The sequence below is a fragment of the uncultured Tateyamaria sp. genome (genome assembly GCF_947503465.1).
GTDB lineage: Bacteria > Pseudomonadota > Alphaproteobacteria > Rhodobacterales > Rhodobacteraceae > Tateyamaria.
Window position 1 is genome coordinate 2,205,128 of the sequence record NZ_CANNDN010000001.1, and the last position, 17,545, is coordinate 2,222,672.

The window sequence follows — 17,545 nt, forward strand, 5'->3', positions numbered from 1 at the left end:
GATGATGATGCGGGGGATTCACAGATGAAGCGGTTCAGGAACATTCTGGTTGTGTCGAACCCCGAAGGGATATCAGAGGCGCTTATCGCTCGCGCCGCTTGGTTGGCACAGGCAAATGGGGCAAAATTGACGCTGCTGGACGTCTCTGAAACCGACCAGTCGGATTTGTTGCGTCTGTTGTCCACGCTGTCCGGCACCCGTGCTCAGGAAGTGAACGAGGATCTGCTGGCCGCACGCAAGGATCAACTGGAACAGGTGGCACGGACGTTGCGCGACAAAGGTGCGGATGTGTCGACAAAACTGGCCCGTGGCATCGGCTTTATTGAAGTGATCCGGCACGTTCTGATTCATGGCAATGATCTTGTGCTGAAAGCCGCGGATCAGACACCGGCCTGGAGTGTTCTGGGTGGTCCCGATCTACACTTGTTGCGCAAATGCCCTTGCCCGGTCTGGATCCTCAACAGCATGGCGGAACCATCGTCGCGGCGGATCATGGCGGCTGTCGATCCCGACCCCGAAGACGCGACGCGTGATGCGCTCAACAACAAGGTGATGCAATTGGCGACGTCACTGGCCGTTCAGGATGATGCACACGTTGATGTTCTGAATGCCTGGTACCTTTATGACGAGCATCTGCTTCGCAGCACCCGCGTGCACACCCCACCGGAAGAGGTCGAAGCCCTTCTCCTCCGGACCAAGCAGGACAGCCACGGTCGTTTGACTGCATTGACGGACCGTTACGCGGAATTTGCCGACCGGATGCGGGTCATGCATGTCAAAGGAATCGCGGCGGATGTCATCGCGCAGCACGCCCACGAACAACGCGTTGACACGCTGGTGATGGGTACGCTTGGGCGCACGGGTCTGTCGGGCATGTTCATCGGCAATACAGCCGACACTATTCTCAGCCGGGTCACTTGCTCCGTCCTTGCCGTCAAGCCAGAAGGCTTTATCTCACCTGTGACGACTGAAGAACTGGACAGACCTTGAACGATACGGCCACCGCGACCAAACCCTCGGGAAATGGCATTGTCGGTCTGATTCCAGTTGGGATTGCCCTTCTGCTTTTTGGATGGTTCCTGAGCCTTGCCCCGGCCATTGCCGATGGGCAAAGCCTGCGCTTGGTGTGGGAATGGGTGCCATCGCTGGGCATCTCGCTGTCTTTTCTGCTTGATGGTCTCAGCCTGACCTTTGCGCTTCTGATCTCGGGGATCGGCGCGCTGGTTTTTCTGTATTCAAACACCTACCTCGCAGGCCATCCGCAATTCACGCGTTTCGCGATGTTTTTGACCAGTTTCATGCTTGCGATGCTTGGGCTGGTTCTGGCAGACAATCTGATTGGGTTGTTCGTGTTTTGGGAACTGACGACGATCACGTCCTACCTGCTTATCGGTTTCGGGCATGATACGGAAAAAGGCCGCCGATCCGCCTTGCAAGCGCTGTTTGTCACGGGCGCCGGGGCGCTGGCGCTGCTTGCCGGGTTCATCTTGCTGGGCATCAGCATGGGCAGTTTCGAATTGTCGGTCATCCTGGCGCAAGCAGATGCGTTGAAAGCGCACACGCTGTATCTGCCAATACTGATCCTGATCCTGGCGGGCACATTTACCAAGTCGGCGCAATTTCCGTTCCATTTCTGGCTGCCCAACGCGATGGCCGCGCCCACGCCGGTATCGGCCTTCCTGCACTCGGCCACGATGGTCAAGGCAGGGGTGTACCTCATGGCACGTTTGCATCCGGGCATGTCCGGCACCGATGTGTGGTTCTGGACCTTGACCATTGCAGGCGCCTTCACAGCGGTTTTCGCAAGTATTCTGGCCTTGCGGCAGACAGATCTGAAGCAAGCGTTGGCCTACACCACGCTCATGGCACTGGGCACGCTGACCCTGTTTCTGGGCCAAACCTCCGGCTATGCCATGACTGCGTTCGCAACCTTTCTGGTCGTGCATTCGCTTTACAAGGCGGCGTTGTTTCTGGTGGTGGGCTGCATCGACCATTCCACCGGCACGCGCGAGGCCGAGGTGTTGGGCGGGCTGGGTCGCGTGATGCCGGTTACGGCTTTCGCCGCTGGACTTGCCGCGCTGTCGATGGCCGGGTTTCCGCCATTCCTTGGCTTTATCGGCAAAGAACTGAAATACGCCGGTATCCTCGCCATCGGGTCAGAGCCATTCCTGTTTGCGTCCGCCCTTCTGCTGGCGAATGCGTTGATGTTCGCCATCGCAGGCATCGTCGCATTGCGTCCCTTCTGGCAAAGTACCGGCGAAGCCCTGCCGCGTACCCCGCATGAAGCGCCTTGGCCCATGCTGATCGGACCTGTCATGCTGGCCGTTCTGGGTGCGCTTTTCGGGGTGAACCCCGACCTGTTGCAAGTGTCGCTGGTCGATCCAACCGTCAAATCGCTGCTCGGCTCCATCGAAGACGCGAAAGAGCTTCAGCTGTGGGCGGGCGTCAACATGCCGTTGATCCTGTCCATCGCAACCGTAGCGTTGGGAACCGCGCTCTACCTCGGACACAGGCCATTGCGGGTTGCACTGTCTCGACTTGTCGAGGCGTCACCCAGTTTTGACCGCGGCTGGGACCGGTTTCTGGCGGGTCTCAAGGGGTTTGCAGCCTGGCAAACGCGGCTCATTCAACCAGGCGTCCTGCGCATATACATTTTTGCGACATTCGCCACAGTTCTGATTGCCGTCAGCGGCACGATGATTGCACGGCAGGCATGGCCCGCCATGCCCGATCTGTCCGATGTCACCTTGCAAAACATCGCCCTGGTCCTTCTGATCAGCGCAGGCGCGATCCTGACCGCGATCACAAGTTCGCGCATCACCGCGATGGCCGCCCTCGGGGTTGTCGGCATCGGGGTCGCGATGATCTTCATCGTATTCAGTGCGCCAGATGTGGCTATCACCCAATTGCTGGTGGAAACCCTGGTTGTGGTGCTTGTCGCGGTGGCGCTGTTGCGCTTGCCGTTGCTTGACAAGGAGGGGCGCGACCACCGTCCGATTGACGCGATCCTGGCGGGTGCCGTCGGCCTGTCCGTCACGTTGGTCCTGCTTGCAGTCCTTGAAACTCCGCTTGATCTGCGGCTGACCGAGTATTTCGAAGTGACTAGCTGGCCCGAGGCCTACGGACGCAACATCGTCAACGTGATCCTGGTCGACTTCCGGGCGCTTGATACCTTTGGCGAAGTGGCTGTGGTCGTCATCGCCGCCCTGTCTGCCTACGCACTTTTACGCACGACACACCCAAGGAAAGACCCATGAACTCGATTATTCTCAGGGTCGGGACGCGGTACTTGTGCGGAATCCTGGTGCTGTTCTCGCTATACATGCTGATCCGCGGGCATAATGAACCCGGTGGCGGCTTTATCGGCGGGCTGATCGGGTCCACAGGCTTTGTGCTTTTTGCCATTGCGTGCGGCACGGCCGACGCGCGTGCCGCCCTCAAGGTTTTGCCACAGAACATCGCGATGGCAGGGCTGGGCATCGCCTTGCTCGCAGGCATCGCCGCAGCGGTGTTTGGCGACGCCCTGTTCACCGGCCAATGGCTTTTCATTAATGAAACACCCGAGAACAAGGGCCTCCCGATTTCCACCGTGCTGGTGTTCGATATTGGCGTCTACCTCGTGGTGTTCGGATCCATCCTGTCCATCGTCTTCGCCATGGAGGAGGAAATCTGATGGAGGCCCTTCTTGCCATAACAATCGGTGTTCTTGTCGCGACGTCAGTGTACCTCATGTTGGCCCGCAACGTGCTGCGATTCATCTTTGGGCTTGTACTGATCTCGAACGCGGCGAACCTGACGATCTTTGTCTCCGGGCGGTTGACGGCCGGGGCACCACCACTGATCCCCGCAGGTGCGGACGGACCGGTCGGTGATGTCGCCAACGCCCTACCCCAGGCGCTGGTTCTTACCGCCATCGTGATTGGCTTTGGCCTGTTTGCATTTGCGCTTGTGCTGATGTTCCGCGCCTACACAACGCTGGGCACGCTTTATTCGGATGACATGCGGGTTGCTGAGCCGCGTACAGAAGACGCAAAATGACCTGGACACTTGCCACACCTCTTGTGCTGCCCTTCCTGACGGCAGTGCTGGCCTTCCTGACGCGGTTCGGGCCTGCAGGTCGTTGGATCAGCGTGATGGGCAATGCGGTCCTGCTGGCCGCGGCCATCGTCTTGATGGCGCGCGTCCTGGATGAAGGCGTTGTTGCCGCTCAGATGGGCGGTTGGGCAGCGCCGTTCGGTATCACCCTGGTGGCTGACTATCTGAGCGCAGTTATGGTCGTAATCACGGCCATCACCGCACTTGCCGTGTCCATCTATGCGCTGACGGACATTGATGACCGCAAGGAACACCTGGGCTACCACGCCCTGTTCAATATTCTGATCGGTGGCGTAATCGGGGCCTTCCTGACCGGCGACCTGTTCAACCTTTATGTCTGGTTCGAGGTCATGCTGATTTCGTCCTTTGGCCTGCTGGTTCTGGGCGGAAAGAAGGAACAGATCGATGGCGGGATCAAATATGTCACGCTTAACCTGATCTCGACCATCCTTTTCCTGTCGGGCATCGGTCTGCTCTACGGCATGACCGGTACGCTCAACATGGCCGATATCGCACGCAGCTTGCCGAATGTCGAAAACCAGGGGCTGGTGACAGTCATCGCCATGATGTTCATGGTCGCCTTCGGCGTCAAAGCGGCAGTGTTCCCGCTGTTTTTCTGGTTGCCCGCCTCTTATCACACACCCGCTTTTTCGGTGTCTGCCGTGTTCGCAGGTCTTTTGACCAAAGTCGGTGTCTATGCGCTGATCCGCATGTTCACGTTGGTTTTTGACGCAGATATCGGATTCACGCACACCATCCTGTTGTGGGTCGCTGCGCTCACCATGATCACCGGCGTGCTCGGGGCGGCTGCCCAGAACGACATCCGCAAGATCCTGTCCTTTCATATCGTCAGCCAGATTGGTTACATGATCATGGGGCTGGCCCTTTTCACGCCGCTCGCAATGGCGGGGGCCGTGTTCTATCTGGTCCACCACATCGTGGTAAAAGCCAACCTGTTCCTGATCGCAGGGATCGCAGAACGCACGGCAGGATCGACCGACTTGAACAAAATCGGCGGACTGTACAAGGCGGCGCCAGTGCTTGCCGTACTCTTTTTCATCCCCGCATTCTCGCTGGCAGGGTTTCCTCCGTTGTCCGGGTTCTGGGCAAAATACGTGCTGGTGGCCGCCGCCCTCGAAGATCAGGCGTGGATCATCGCGGCAGTGGCTTTGACGGTGGGACTGCTGACGATCTTTTCGATGACGAAAATCTGGGCCGAGGCGTTCTGGAAACCGCATCCGGACGGGATTGAACCATCGCTTTCCGCCCTGACACCCCAGGCCAGACGGCATCTGCTGCTGCCAATTGCCGGGCTTGCGGCCATGACCCTTGTCATCGGGTTTTTCCCGGAACCGTTTGTTTCCTTCGCCAAGGCGGCTGCGGCACAGTTGCTGGATCCTACAGACTATATGACGACGGTGTTGGGAGGTGACGCATGAACACGCTTGTCGCCAACATTTTCTTTGCCGTCACCTGGATGATCTTTTTCAACACGTTCAACTGGCTATCCGTGCTGTCGGGGTTTGCCGTCGGATACGCGATCCTGTGGTTGATCCAGCCGCTGACCGGCGTCAAATCCACCTATTTCAAGCGGGTCTGGTACTGGGCCAAGCTGTTGGTGATGTTTAACTATGAACTGATCGTGTCGAGCGTCGAGGTGCTTTGGGACATCTTCACGCCCACGCACCGGTCAAACCCGGCCATCGTCGACATGCCCCTTGATGTAAAGTCGGACGCGGGCATCCTGCTGGTGACAAATCTGATTTCGCTAACCCCGGGCACGCTCAGCATTGATGTAAGCGAGGATCGCAAAACGCTGAAGCTGCATGTGATGTTCGCAGACGACCCCGCCGCGGTCTGTCGGTCGCTGAAAGACGGCATGGAACGCTGGGTGATTGATGCCGTGGAGGATCGTGAATGACGGCCTTGATGGACACTGCCCTTTTTCTGGGCTTTGCCTTGGTATTTCTGGGCGTGGGATTGGCACTGGTGCGACTGGCCATCGGTCCGACCCTGCCGGACAGGGTTGTTGCCCTGGATCAGATGACTGTTTCGATTGTGGCGTTCTGCGGCTTGGCGGCCATCCGGTCGCAGGACCCCGCTTTCCTGGATGTGGCATTGGTGTTGGCGCTGGTGGGCTTTCTGGCCACGGCAGCTCTGGCACGATTTGCCGAGCGGGTGGTGGTGCGCCGCCGTGCAGAAGAGAATGAGGAAGACGAGACATGATTGATGCCATCGCCGCCATCCTTGTTTTCCTCGGCAGTGCCATGACCGTCGCCGCAGGCATCGGCGTTCTTCGCCTGCCCGATGTATTTACCCGCATGCATGCCGCCACAAAGGTGGGGACATTGGGATCAGGCCTGATCATGGCGGGAACGGCCCTGCATTTTGCGGACCCCGCAATCGTATTGCGCTGTATTCTTGTGGTGTTCTTTCTGCTTTTGACCGCGCCGATCGGTGCACACATGATTGGTCGGGCCTCGTTGCGTCTGGGGATCACGCCGTGGACCCAAAACTCGGATGACGAAACGCGCTGAACGTATCGCGGTTTGAAGCATGTGGCTTCAGTTCAAATCACGCAGCAATCGACCGTGTTTCTTGCTTTCAGCAATCACATCGGCAAGCGTGCGCAGTCCCCTGCCTTCCAGCAAGGGGATCAATTTGACCAGAGCTTGGGCCGTAGCCTGCGCATCACCGAGGGCGGTGTGACGCAGATCGGCATGGATGGTGATGCCGAGCCGTTCACACAAAGCGTCGAGCGAATGCGCTTCGTTTGTGCCGAAGACGATGGCGGACAACAGAACCGTGTCCAGAACCGGGTGATCCCAACGGACACCTGTTTCGTCTTCTCCACGCCGCAAAAATGCCAGATCGAACGGCGCATTATGCGCAACCAAGACCGCATCCCGGCAAAAGTCATGCAGCGCCTTCCCGGCCGTCGGGAAATCAGGCGCACCGCGCACATGTTCGTCACGCACATGATGCACAGCAGTGGAAGCGGGCGGGATCGGGCGACCGGGGTCGACATAAGTGTCCAGCACCTCGCCTTCGACAATGCGGCCGTTCAAAACCCGCACAGCCCCCAACTGCACCACATCGTCAGTGGTAGTCGACAGGCCGGTGGTTTCGGAATCAAAGGCGACACAGCACAGTTCGGACAAAGGGGTTTCACGCTGATCCGATGCGGCCGCTGCATTCAGCAAATCAAAATCATAAACCAGCGGTCGGGCCGCATCCGGGGACAATTCCGCATCCGGCACGTCTATTAACAGCATGAAGCCCGACCCATCCAAAGGCTTCAACCGAGCGGCAAAGTTCTGAACTCCGTCTTTGTCGCGCAAGTCAAAGGCGGCCTCGGCCCCTGTGCGGTTTATCTCGGACTTCGCGCGGCCCAGATCAGCGGCATAGAAGTAGTCGACCAGCGGCGCCTTCAGTCGCGGCGCAGAAATGCCAGACAAAATCTGCGCCGCCTGTCCGTCATACAGCACAATACAAAGATGATCGTTCACCATGATCGTGGCCACCGGAATCTCGGTCAACAACGCAGTCAGCCGCTCGGTCTCTGATTGCAATTGCGCCGTTTTGCGTGCCACTTCCGTGGCCGTATCGATCAGACCTGAACCGAGGGTCGTGGACACCGCCCGCGCCGCTGGGGCAAGATCCCCCAGATAGCGGGCACTATCGGTGCTCAACGCCGTCTTGACCCCGGAATGCGCGCGCAGGCGCAGATCTGCGGCCAGCGCATTGATCGGTTTGGCGACGTTTTCGTCAAAAAGCAGCCAGACAACCAACGCCAGCCCGGTATTGAGAAAGGCAAACAGGACAAATGCAGTGACAAAGGGCCCGGCGGGCAGGGCAGTTTCCGCCCGTGCCCAGCCGAACCACATCGTCCCCGCCACCAGCACCACACCACCCGCCGCCAATAGACAGAAGAACAGGAAAATGCGCAGGCGCAGGGGCAGTTGGGTCGCCATCTCAGGTCTCGCACACCATTATCAGAATGGGATCATCAGCCGGAACGCTTTGCCAATCCGCATCGCTGATCGAGCCATCGGCGGCAAATTTTGCACCATCAACCAGCACGGCAGATCGGGCACCGGCGCAGTCCATCAGCATCGGCAACTGGTTTACAGGTGCCCAGCGCCCGAAAAAATATAGATCGACAAGCCGCTGATCAGGCTGTGCCGCGTTCCGGCGCAGCGTTGCCACATCCACCGCCACGAACCGCTTGGTATAGGGGCGCAATTGAGTCCAAGGGCGCAACCAGCTTTGTTCGTCCACGGTCATCGCAATTTCGACCCCTTCGGGCAACCGGTCCGCCGTGCGGCCAAACCACGTGTATTCGTTCGAGATTGTCATGCCGATCATGCCGGCCCCGGCCGCCACAGGCATCAGCCACTTGGGCAAGCGCCGCCCCGTCAGCATGTTCAGCGCCATGACGATGCCCGCACAGCCGATCCCGGCAACGATGGTCGCAATCAATTCTACAAACATGGCCTACCCCAACGCTCCCTTGCCCGATCCTATGGCGGACTGCATCGTTTTGACGACGCCAAACGCATCACGCAGATGGCCACGTTCGAACCCGGAAAGCGTCGCAGGGGACAGCGCGTTGTCCGGTCGCTGCCCGGCCCTGATCTGGCGGGCCTGATGGCGCAACCGCGTGGTTGCGATCAAGTCATAGGCATCCAACAGATCAGCCCCACCCGTCGCAGACAAGGTTCCGGCGGTGATCGCGGCCTCAATCCGGGCGCGCGTGTTCACTGCAGGCAATTGTCCCTGCAGCGCATAGAGCCGCCCCAGATCGACAAAGGGCACAACACCGTTGTGCTTCATATCCAACAGCCCCCGCGGCAAGCGATTGAATATTCCCAGCGGGGGTGCATGCTTCAATGAATTGGCGATCATATGGGCAACAAAAATCGAATTCTGCGATGCTTTCGCCAAGGTGTCAGCCCGAAGGTCGGCAATCAGGCTGACATCGCCTCCAATCTCGCGCAGGTCAAACATGACCGACGCCAACATCTGTGCCTCCGGATTGGGCTTGGCAATCCACCCCTCAAAGTATCCGCGCCAGACACGCAAGGGCTGACACCAGCGAGGGTTCGTTGCCATCATGTCACCGGGGCAGTACACGTACCCGCACGCGTGCAAGCCATCACTGACGATCTGCGCAAGCTTCGCGAAGTACGGCATGTCGGTGTCAGCCACATCATCGGACAGGATCACACAATGGTCCTGATCGGACACGCCCGTTTGTTCGCGCCGCCCCTGACTACCGCAGGCCAGCCACAGATAGGGCACGGGCGGTGCGCCCAGTTCGGCTTCGGCCCGTTTCAACAATTGGCGGGTGACGGTATCGGCAATATCGGTGATCAGACGCGTGATGACCGCGTGCGGTGTGCCCATACCGACCAGCTGCGCCAGCAAAACCGGAATGCCAGCCGTCGCCTTTGCCATCGCGGGAATATCGGGCGCGTCAGCCACACGGCGCACCAGCTCTGCCGAGGACATCGCTTGAAACCGGGTCAGATCGGTCTGTGTGACGATGCCCAAAAGCCGGCCCGCATCAACAATTGGCACATGGCCAATCCGACGCTCCATCATCATATGCAGTACGTCGAGACCAAGGGCACTGGGCGGCAAGGTCAACGGATCTGCCGACATGATATGCGAGACAGGTAAGTCTCTGCTCAGACCAGCAGCCACAACTTTGGCATTCATGTCGCGTACCGTGACGATGCCGTGAAACCGGTCCGCATCGGCCACGCAGACCGAAGAGATATGGTGTTTGGCCATCAACTCTGCCGCCTGTCGGATAGGCGTGTCGGCCAAGCATGTCACCGGGTTGCGGGTCATCAACCGATCCACCGGCAAGACGGTCAAATCCTGATGTGCAGCCAGGGCCATGTAACACCCAATTTTGGAAAACAGACGCGCCCACAGCCGAAACGGCAGGCGCGTCCAGGATTACAAAGCGCGTCGCGGGGATAGAAACCGCAGCACGCCCGAGGCCTTAGTGGTCCGCCGCAGCAGCGCCAGCGCCACGCGGGATACGCACGCTTTCCACAAGGTCCTTGATCTCTTGTGGGGTTTCCTTGGTCATACCGGCCACCACATACGCCACACCAAAGTTGACCATGGCCCCGATCGCACCGAATGATGTCGACTTGATTGGCCCAAGCAGGGGATCTGCGTCGGTGAACAGGTTGGTGTCAGGGATAAAGAACCAGCCCTTGTGCAGGAAGATGTACAACAAGGTCACGACCAGACCGGCCAGCATGCCCGCAACCGCGCCCACGTTGTTGATGCGGGTGGAAAAGATGCCCATCATCAGCGCGGGGAAGATCGAAGCTGCGGCAAGTCCAAAGGCCAATGCCACCGTCTGGGCCGCAAAGCCCGGTGGGTTCAGACCCAGGATCACTGCCACCACAATCGCTGCCGCCATCGAAATTCGGGCTGCGAGCAGCTCGGATTTCTCGGACATGTTCGGGGTCAACTGCCCCTTCAGCAAGTCGTGGGACACCGCCGAAGAGATCGCCAGAAGCAATCCAGCCGCCGTGGACAGAGCCGCCGCAAGGCCGCCTGCCGCCACAAGGCCAATCACCCAGCCCGGCAGGGACGCGATCTCGGGGTTGGCCAGCACCAGGATATCACGGTTGAACTTGGTCAACTCGTTGCCTTCCCAGCCATTGGCGGCCGCTTTTTCCTGCAACTCTGCATTGGCATCGTTGTAGTACTGGATCTGGCCGTCGCCGTTCTTGTCTTCCCAGTCCAGAAGACCGGTTTTCTGCCACGTTTGCATCCAGCCGTATTCCGGATCGTTTTCGATCTGTTCGACAGTGACGGCGGCGGCTTCGGTCCCATTTGGCCACATCAGTTCAGAGATGTTAAGGCGTGCCATGGCACCCACCGCAGGGGCGGTCAGATACAGCAGCGCGATGAACACCAGCGTCCAACCCGCAGACCAACGTGCGTCAGACACGCGGGGCACGGTGAAGAAGCGCATGATGACGTGGGGCAGACCTGCGGTACCGATCATCAGGGACAAGGTGAACAGCACCATGTTGATGGTCGATCCATGTGCCGCCGTGTACTCGGCAAAGCCAAGATCGGTGACGATCTGGTCCAGTTTCGCCAGAAGCGGCTCACCGGACTCAACCGAACCGAACAGGCCAAGTGCCGGGATCGGGTTGCCTGTCAACTGGAGTGAGATGAAGACCGCCGGGATGGTGTAGGCGGTGATCAGAACGCAGTACTGTGCGACCTGCGTGTATGTCACACCCTTCATGCCGCCAAACACGGCATAGGCAAACACCACGCAGGACCCAATCAGCAGGCCCCATGTTGTGTCGATCTCAAGGAAGCGACCAAAAGCGATGCCCACACCCTGCATCTGACCGATCACATATGTGATGGAGGCCACAAGCAGACAGATCACGGCCACAAGGCGCGCGGTCTTGGAGTAGAAGCGGTCACCGATGAACTCGGACACGGTGAACTTGCCAAACTTGCGCAGGTAAGGCGCAAGCAGCAGTGCCAGCAGCACATAGCCACCTGTCCAGCCCATCAGAAAGGACGAGTTGTCATACCCGGTAAAGGCAATCAGACCCGCCATCGAAATGAACGAAGCCGCAGACATCCAGTCGGCGGCAGTGGCCATCCCGTTGGTGACAGGGTGCACGCCGCGACCGGCGGCGTAGAATTCTGATGTAGACCCCGCGCGGGCCCAAACGGCGATACCAATGTAAAGCGCAAAGGACGCGCCCACAAACAGCAGGTTGAGTGTAAACTGATCCATGGCGATTACTCCTCGTCCACGCCGTATTGCTTATCGAGCTTGTTCATCCGCCAGGCGTAGAAAAAGATCAGGGCCAGGAAGACCAAGATCGATCCTTGCTGAGCAAACCAGAAGCCCAAGTCTGTTCCACCGACGGCGATACCACTAAGCATCGGGCGCAGGATGATGCCGAAGCCAAAGGACACTACGGCCCAAATCACCAGCGAAATTAAGATCATGCGGACATTGGCTGCCCAATACCCTTTGTCCGTTTCGGACACTTGAGCGGTGTTTGTCGTTTCCTCCGACATGACGGCTCCTCCTTTGGTTTCAGGTATGAGGCCGCAAAGCCCCTTTGGTTTGGATGGCTTGGGTTTAGGTCCCTGGCCTGTGGTCATTTTCATCCACTGTGACGCACCTGTGCGTCGTGTTCATTGACGCGGATCAAGCGGTTCACAGTGGGTGTTACGCGGCCCCGGACACGCCGGGACCATCCTGCAACCCGCGCAGACGGGATGCAGGCGCGGCCACACACACAGCCACGTTTGCTCATGTCTTTGTTGGCGTGTGACGCTTAGGTCGTGGCGCCTTTCACCATCCCCGACAGTTCGGTCGCAATCACATCAATCGCCCCCATCGCGTTCAGGGATTGAAGCACGCCCTTGCCGTCGTAATAGGCGATCAGCGGTGCCGTCTGTTTGTGGTATTCGGTCAACCTTTGGCCCACCGTTTCGGCATTGTCATCCGCCCGGCGCTTCATATGGCTGCTGCCACACTTGTCGCAAATGCCCAGAACCGCAGTCGGCTTGTGCACGTCGTGGTAGCCTTCGCCGCAATTGCCGCAGGTGAACCGGCCAGAGATGCGGGCAACCATCGCCGCGTCGTCTACCTCAAGGCTGATGGCGGCATTTATGTGCTGCCCGCTGCTGGCCAGCAGATCATCCAGCGCTTCGGCCTGAAGGGTGGTGCGAGGAAAGCCGTCAAGGATCACACCTTTGGCGCAGTCGTCGTCCGCCAGTCGGTCCTTCAGGATGGCAATGACGATCTCGTCGCTGACCAGCCCGCCCGATTCCATCACCGCCTTGGCTGCGTGACCGGCCTCCGTGCCCGCCGCCACAGCGGCACGCAGCAGATAACCGGTGGACAATTGCACGAACCCAAACTGCTCTTGCAGCATCCGGGCCTGCGTGCCCTTGCCTGCCCCCGGAGGACCAAGCAGGATAAACACGGGCGCGGTTGCAGTAACCTGTGTCCCGTCCATCAGTCATCACTCCGGTTCATGCGGTTTTCGATCAGGTCATCGACCACCGAAGGATCAGCCAGCGTGGACGTGTCACCAAGCGCGCCAAAATCATCTTCGGCAATCTTGCGCAGAATACGGCGCATGATCTTGCCCGACCGCGTCTTGGGGAGGCCGGGTGCCCACTGGATGAGATCGGGCTTGGCGATGGGGCCAATCTCGGTCCGCACCCACACTTCCAACTCTTTGCGCAGCTCCGGTGTGGGTTCTTCACCATTCATCAGTGTGACGTAGGCATAGATACCCTGCCCTTTGACGTCGTGGGGATAGCCAACGACAGCAGCTTCGGCCACCTTGGCATGGGCCACAAGCGCGCTTTCAACCTCGGCCGTACCCATCCGGTGTCCGGATACGTTGATCACGTCGTCGACGCGACCGGTAATCCAGTAGTCCCCATCCGCGTCCCGGCGGCAGCCATCGCCCGAGAAATAGTAGCCTTTGTAATCGCCGAAATAAGTTTTCTCGAACCGCGCGTGGTCGCCCCAAACGGTACGCATCTGACCCGGCCAGCTGTCCTTGATGCACAACACGCCCTCGATGTCATTGCCGTCCAGTTCGACCCCGCTTTGCGGATCCAGCACCACGGGATGCACACCAAAAAAAGGTTGCTGGGCAGAGCCAGGTTTCAGGTCTGTGGCACCAGGGAGCGGGGTCAGCATGTGGCCGCCTGTCTCAGTTTGCCAGAACGTATCGACGATGGGGCAATTCCCCTTGCCGACCACCTCGTGATACCAGGTCCACGCTTCCGGGTTGATCGGCTCACCAACCGACCCCAGCAGGCGCAGCGACGACAGATCATACTTGGTGACCCAATCATTGCCGGCACCCATCAGCGCACGAATGGCCGTCGGCGCGGTGTAGAACTGCGTGACCTTGTGGCGCTCGCACACATCCCAGAAGCGGCCCGCATCGGGGAAGGTGGGCACGCCCTCAAACATGATAGTTGTCGCGCCATTGGCCAGCGGCCCATAGACGATATAACTATGGCCCGTGACCCAGCCGACATCCGCCGTACACCAGAACACATCGCCCTCGTGATAGTCGAACGTGTATTGATGGGTCATCGCGGCATAGGTCAGATACCCGCCCGACGTGTGGACAACGCCCTTGGGCTGGCCAGTAGAACCAGAGGTGTAAAGGATGAACAACGGATCTTCGGCGTTCATCTCGGCCGGGGCGGAATAGTCCGACGCCTCAAGCGCCATCTCGTTGTAATCATAATCGCGGTCGGTCCAGGTCGTCTGACCCTCGGTCCGTTTGACAACCAGACACTTCACGCTGTCCTTGCAATGCAGCAGGGCGGCGTCCGTGTTCGACTTCAGCGGCGTTTCCCGTCCGCCTCGGGGCGCGTGATCAGCAGTGATGACAACCTTTGCGTCACAACCATTGATCCGCGCCCCAAGCGCGTCCGGGGAGAAACCGGCAAACACGATGGAATGGATGGCACCGATGCGGGCGCAGGCCAACATCGCATAAGCGGCTTCCGGGATCATCGGGAGGTAAATGACAACCCGGTCGCCTTTGCGCACCCCCAGCTCTTCAAGGATGTTCGCCATCTTGCAAACAGAGCGGTGGAGGTCGCGGTATGTGATATGTTGGGGGGCATCCTTGGACGTGTCATCGGGTTCCCAGATGATCGCCGTCTGGTCGCCGCGTGTGTCCAGATGCCGGTCGATGCAATTGGCCGCTACGTTCAGCGTGCCATCTTCGAACCAGCGAATGTCGATGTTGCCCGGCTCGAATGACGTGTTCTTGACGGTGGTATAGGGCTTGATCCAGTCCAGCCGCTTGCCGTGTTCACCCCAGAATGCATCGGGGTCCGACACGGACGCGGCGTACATCTTGGCATAGCCTTCGGCGTCCAGATGGGCGCGGGCCTTGGTCTCTTCCGATGGGGGGAAAGTCGCCGCATTGGGCGTGCTTTGAATGTTCATTGTGTCTCCTCCGGTTTGGACCAAACGCCGCTCTCCATCGGCTTTCTGATCCGGGGCGTGTAAAACTCGCCTGTCGAAGGTCACAATACACTGTTCTGTAAAATCATGCTTTCCTGTCTGGACTTGAACGATTTTTTTGTAAATTTATGTTCTTATTGAAGTTCGAACTTGTAAATATTTTTGATTTCGTCTCGTTTTTTCCAAGTTTTTCTGAGATGTAGCATTTTCTCGCCAAGCGGGAACCGAAACCGCGCGCGTCCTGTTAGCGTGTAACAGGTGCGGGGGTGAGGATGTGACAAATTGTCAACCAACGGTGACGTATCGCCTTTCAACTTGAAACGCCGGACAAAACCGTCCTGCTGAGTCGCCGCTTAATCGGTCAGGGCGTGCGCCACTTCGGCTTGCACGGCGGCGGGCAACCAGATCTCGAAACAGGCACCCTGCGCCGGCGCATTGCGCACACGGATGATTCCGCCGGCACGCTGGATCAGGGTTTGCGAAATCGAAAGGCCCAGCCCAGTGCCTTCGGCCTGCTTGGTTGTGAAGAAGGGGGCGAACACCTCGTCAATGCGTGTCGGCTCAATGCCTGGCCCCGTGTCAGACACAGACACGCAAACACCCATCTTGCCATCCCGTTCGGTGTCTTCCGTCTCGATGGTCAACGTGCCTTGCGCACCCATTGCCTGAACTGCGTTCATGATCAGATTGATCAAGACCTGCTGCATCTCGCCGGGGTCTATACGCACTTCCAGTGTGGCGTCCAATCGGGTCGACACGGTGATGTCGGATTGTGAAATCACGTGGTTCACCAGAACCAGGCAATCCGTGATCACAGGTGTCAAAGGCACGGCCTGTTCAAAGTCGGCAAATTCGCCCGGTCGGGCAAATTGCAGCAATTTGCCGACGATGGTCTGAATACGTGCGATCTGTCGATCGACAAGGTCCAGTTCGGTTCGGATGTCTTCGCTTTTCTCACCCAAACTGTCGCGGATCACGTCAACATTGCCCTGGATGACCGCGACCGGATTGTTGATCTCGTGCGCGACACCCGCCGTGATCTCACCGATCGAAGCGAGCTTTTCGCTCATCACCAGTTGGCGAAACGTCTCTTCAAGCTTTTCATTCGCGCGTTTCAACTCTGCCGTCCGCTGATCCACGCGCACATTCAACTCTTCATTCCAGGACCGAAGCGCTTGGTCCCGTTCTTGAACCTGATCCAGCAGATCATCAAGGTGTCCCGCCACCTCACCAATTTCTCCGGTGCCGCCCCCGTCGCCATTGCGCGCAGACAGGTTGCCCCGCTGAACGAGGAACATCGTGTGGGTCATCCGTTCAAGCGGCGCAAAGATGCCCTTGGCCAGCCGGAGGAACACCGGTGCTGACAGCAAGAGGACTGCGGCGAATGCCGCGAGGATAACAAGAAATGCGTTACGCTTGGCGACGGTAAAAGGCTCTTCCAGAAAACCGACATACAGCATGCCCACATATCCGCCAAAGCTGTCCCGCAGCGGCAGATAGCCCGAGATGTACCAGTCATTCACAACAAAGGCGCGATCTAGCCAGGTACGCCCCTCGCCCAACACCTTTCCGCGAACGGCTGCCGACACACGGGTGCCCAGCGCGCGCACGTCCTCGAAAAGGCGCACGTTGGTCGATACGCGCACGTCTTCCAGAAACAGGGTTGCCGTGCCCTGCCGCGACCCGCCCGCAATCGCGTCCTGATAGACCAGCGCATTGATCGTATCGATAAATCCAAGGTTCCGGTTCAGCAGGATGCCCCCAACCAACACACCGTCCCGGCCCGCCAAAGTCACGGGAACAGCGGAGTGGATGACCATACCGCGATCTTCAACAATGCGGTCCGTGGGTACCGCGGCTTCCGTCTCGATCAGGGGCAGGCTGGCCCGGTCTGCAAGGGTTGGCGAAATCCGGGCCAATTGCTCGCCTGAAAAGATATCGATTTCGGTGCGGCCTTGCCCCTGCGCCGCACTTGTTACAACCGGCCAGGTATCCGTGATATCAGTACGGGGAAGATAGTGCAGGAAATCCAGTTCCAAAGCCGCGCGTTTGTCTTCAAAGAATGCGGCGAACCCGGACGGGAGTGTTTCAGCAAATTCGACGGACCCCGCCACCGCCTGCAATTCGTCCCCCGTCTCAACCATCAGCCGGGACAGGTATTGCTCTGCGATCCGCAAGTCGCTTTCGACATTGGCGATCAGCACCTCGTCATAATCCGCCGTCCACCGCGTCATGCCCAGAAACAGCAGAAGCGGCATAAGCACGACCATCGGGGCCAAGGCCAGGATAAGCAGACGGAAACGGACGGAATTCATGACACCACGCTAACTCAGCCACGTCATTTCCGCAAAGCAACCGCATATCATCGGTTGAATGCAATAATCGGACGCCAGAAGGCGGACATAATGACCCGCAAAA

At 58.8% G+C, this 17,545-nt stretch carries 16 protein-coding genes; 8 read left to right on the forward strand and 8 right to left on the reverse strand.

Going from position 1 to position 17,545, the window contains the following annotated elements; translation table 11 throughout:
- Positions 1-24: 24 nt before the first annotated feature.
- The 8 genes from Q0844_RS10970 to mnhG are packed head-to-tail and all read left to right on the forward strand — an operon-like array spanning position 25 to position 6,632.
- Positions 25-990 carry a universal stress protein gene (locus Q0844_RS10970; protein ID WP_299044694.1) on the forward strand — a complete coding sequence of 322 codons (966 nt, stop codon included), beginning with the start codon at positions 25-27 and terminating at the stop codon, positions 988-990.
- Positions 987-3,257 (forward strand): putative monovalent cation/H+ antiporter subunit A, encoded by a 2,271-nt coding sequence (locus tag Q0844_RS10975; RefSeq protein ID WP_299044696.1) that lies wholly within the window; start codon positions 987-989, stop codon positions 3,255-3,257. Before Q0844_RS10970 ends, Q0844_RS10975 begins: the two co-directional genes overlap by 4 nt.
- On the forward strand, positions 3,254-3,673 hold the full coding sequence (locus Q0844_RS10980; protein WP_299044698.1) for a Na+/H+ antiporter subunit B: 420 nt from the start codon (positions 3,254-3,256) through the stop codon (positions 3,671-3,673). Before Q0844_RS10975 ends, Q0844_RS10980 begins: the two co-directional genes overlap by 4 nt.
- Positions 3,673-4,038: a Na+/H+ antiporter subunit C gene (locus Q0844_RS10985; protein ID WP_299044700.1), complete on the forward strand. Its 366-nt coding sequence runs from the start codon at positions 3,673-3,675 to the stop codon at positions 4,036-4,038. Before Q0844_RS10980 ends, Q0844_RS10985 begins: the two co-directional genes overlap by 1 nt.
- Entirely contained in the window at positions 4,035-5,534 is a 1,500-nt protein-coding gene (locus tag Q0844_RS10990) for a Na+/H+ antiporter subunit D (protein WP_299044702.1), read from the forward strand. Before Q0844_RS10985 ends, Q0844_RS10990 begins: the two co-directional genes overlap by 4 nt.
- Positions 5,531-6,016 (forward strand): Na+/H+ antiporter subunit E, encoded by a 486-nt coding sequence (locus tag Q0844_RS10995; protein WP_299044704.1) that lies wholly within the window; start codon positions 5,531-5,533, stop codon positions 6,014-6,016. Before Q0844_RS10990 ends, Q0844_RS10995 begins: the two co-directional genes overlap by 4 nt.
- A complete protein-coding gene (locus Q0844_RS11000) occupies positions 6,013-6,321 on the forward strand; it encodes a cation:proton antiporter (protein WP_299044705.1) in 309 nt (102 codons plus the stop codon). Before Q0844_RS10995 ends, Q0844_RS11000 begins: the two co-directional genes overlap by 4 nt.
- Positions 6,318-6,632 (forward strand): monovalent cation/H(+) antiporter subunit G, encoded by a 315-nt coding sequence (mnhG, locus tag Q0844_RS11005; RefSeq protein WP_299044707.1) that lies wholly within the window; start codon positions 6,318-6,320, stop codon positions 6,630-6,632. The genes Q0844_RS11000 and mnhG overlap by 4 nt, the downstream gene beginning before the upstream one ends.
- A 27-nt stretch (positions 6,633-6,659) precedes the next feature.
- Here the strand turns inward: mnhG and Q0844_RS11010 are convergent, their stop codons facing one another.
- From Q0844_RS11010 to Q0844_RS11045, 8 genes are all read right to left on the reverse strand, one after another.
- On the reverse strand, positions 6,660-8,069 hold the full coding sequence (locus tag Q0844_RS11010; protein ID WP_299044709.1) for a 3'-5' exonuclease: 1,410 nt from the start codon (positions 8,067-8,069) through the stop codon (positions 6,660-6,662).
- Between the two features lies 1 nt (position 8,070).
- Entirely contained in the window at positions 8,071-8,589 is a 519-nt protein-coding gene (locus Q0844_RS11015) for a hypothetical protein (protein ID WP_299044710.1), read from the reverse strand.
- A 3-nt stretch (positions 8,590-8,592) separates the two neighbouring features.
- The gene (locus tag Q0844_RS11020) at positions 8,593-10,005 is read right to left on the reverse strand and encodes a DUF294 nucleotidyltransferase-like domain-containing protein (RefSeq protein ID WP_299044711.1); all 1,413 of its coding nucleotides are present in this window, start codon (positions 10,003-10,005) and stop codon (positions 8,593-8,595) included.
- A gap of 106 nt (positions 10,006-10,111) precedes the next feature.
- On the reverse strand, positions 10,112-11,896 hold the full coding sequence (locus tag Q0844_RS11025) for a sodium:solute symporter family protein (RefSeq protein ID WP_299044713.1): 1,785 nt from the start codon (positions 11,894-11,896) through the stop codon (positions 10,112-10,114).
- A gap of 5 nt (positions 11,897-11,901) precedes the next feature.
- Positions 11,902-12,186, reverse strand: coding sequence for a DUF4212 domain-containing protein (locus Q0844_RS11030; protein WP_299044715.1), 285 nt, complete (start codon positions 12,184-12,186; stop codon positions 11,902-11,904).
- Positions 12,187-12,449: 263 nt separating this feature from the next.
- Entirely contained in the window at positions 12,450-13,136 is a 687-nt protein-coding gene (locus Q0844_RS11035; RefSeq protein ID WP_299044718.1) for an adenylate kinase, read from the reverse strand.
- A complete protein-coding gene (gene acs / locus Q0844_RS11040) occupies positions 13,136-15,109 on the reverse strand; it encodes an acetate--CoA ligase (protein ID WP_299044720.1) in 1,974 nt (657 codons plus the stop codon). The genes Q0844_RS11035 and acs overlap by 1 nt, the downstream gene beginning before the upstream one ends.
- A 371-nt stretch (positions 15,110-15,480) precedes the next feature.
- Positions 15,481-17,442, reverse strand: coding sequence for a cache domain-containing protein (locus Q0844_RS11045; protein WP_299044722.1), 1,962 nt, complete (start codon positions 17,440-17,442; stop codon positions 15,481-15,483).
- Between the last annotated feature and the right edge of the window lie 103 nt (positions 17,443-17,545).

Excerpts from the sequence above, each read along its gene's own strand:
- Q0844_RS10990 (WP_299044702.1), top strand. The coding sequence starts at position 4,035 with ATGACCTGGACACTTGCCACACCTCTTGTGCTGCCCTTCCTGACGGCA.
- Q0844_RS10995 (WP_299044704.1), top strand. The coding sequence starts at position 5,531 with ATGAACACGCTTGTCGCCAACATTTTCTTTGCCGTCACCTGGATGATC.
- Q0844_RS11010 (WP_299044709.1), bottom strand. The coding sequence starts at position 8,069 with ATGGCGACCCAACTGCCCCTGCGCCTGCGCATTTTCCTGTTCTTCTGT.
- Q0844_RS11045 (WP_299044722.1), bottom strand. The coding sequence starts at position 17,442 with ATGAATTCCGTCCGTTTCCGTCTGCTTATCCTGGCCTTGGCCCCGATG.
- acs (WP_299044720.1), bottom strand. The coding sequence starts at position 15,109 with ATGAACATTCAAAGCACGCCCAATGCGGCGACTTTCCCCCCATCGGAA.
- Q0844_RS11015 (WP_299044710.1), bottom strand. The coding sequence starts at position 8,589 with ATGTTTGTAGAATTGATTGCGACCATCGTTGCCGGGATCGGCTGTGCG.
- Q0844_RS11030 (WP_299044715.1), bottom strand. The coding sequence starts at position 12,186 with ATGTCGGAGGAAACGACAAACACCGCTCAAGTGTCCGAAACGGACAAA.
- mnhG (WP_299044707.1), top strand. The coding sequence starts at position 6,318 with ATGATTGATGCCATCGCCGCCATCCTTGTTTTCCTCGGCAGTGCCATG.
- Q0844_RS10970 (WP_299044694.1), top strand. The coding sequence starts at position 25 with ATGAAGCGGTTCAGGAACATTCTGGTTGTGTCGAACCCCGAAGGGATA.
- Q0844_RS11035 (WP_299044718.1), bottom strand. The coding sequence starts at position 13,136 with ATGGACGGGACACAGGTTACTGCAACCGCGCCCGTGTTTATCCTGCTT.
- Q0844_RS10980 (WP_299044698.1), top strand. The coding sequence starts at position 3,254 with ATGAACTCGATTATTCTCAGGGTCGGGACGCGGTACTTGTGCGGAATC.
- Q0844_RS10985 (WP_299044700.1), top strand. The coding sequence starts at position 3,673 with ATGGAGGCCCTTCTTGCCATAACAATCGGTGTTCTTGTCGCGACGTCA.
- Q0844_RS11000 (WP_299044705.1), top strand. The coding sequence starts at position 6,013 with ATGACGGCCTTGATGGACACTGCCCTTTTTCTGGGCTTTGCCTTGGTA.
- Q0844_RS11020 (WP_299044711.1), bottom strand. The coding sequence starts at position 10,005 with ATGGCCCTGGCTGCACATCAGGATTTGACCGTCTTGCCGGTGGATCGG.
- Q0844_RS11025 (WP_299044713.1), bottom strand. The coding sequence starts at position 11,896 with ATGGATCAGTTTACACTCAACCTGCTGTTTGTGGGCGCGTCCTTTGCG.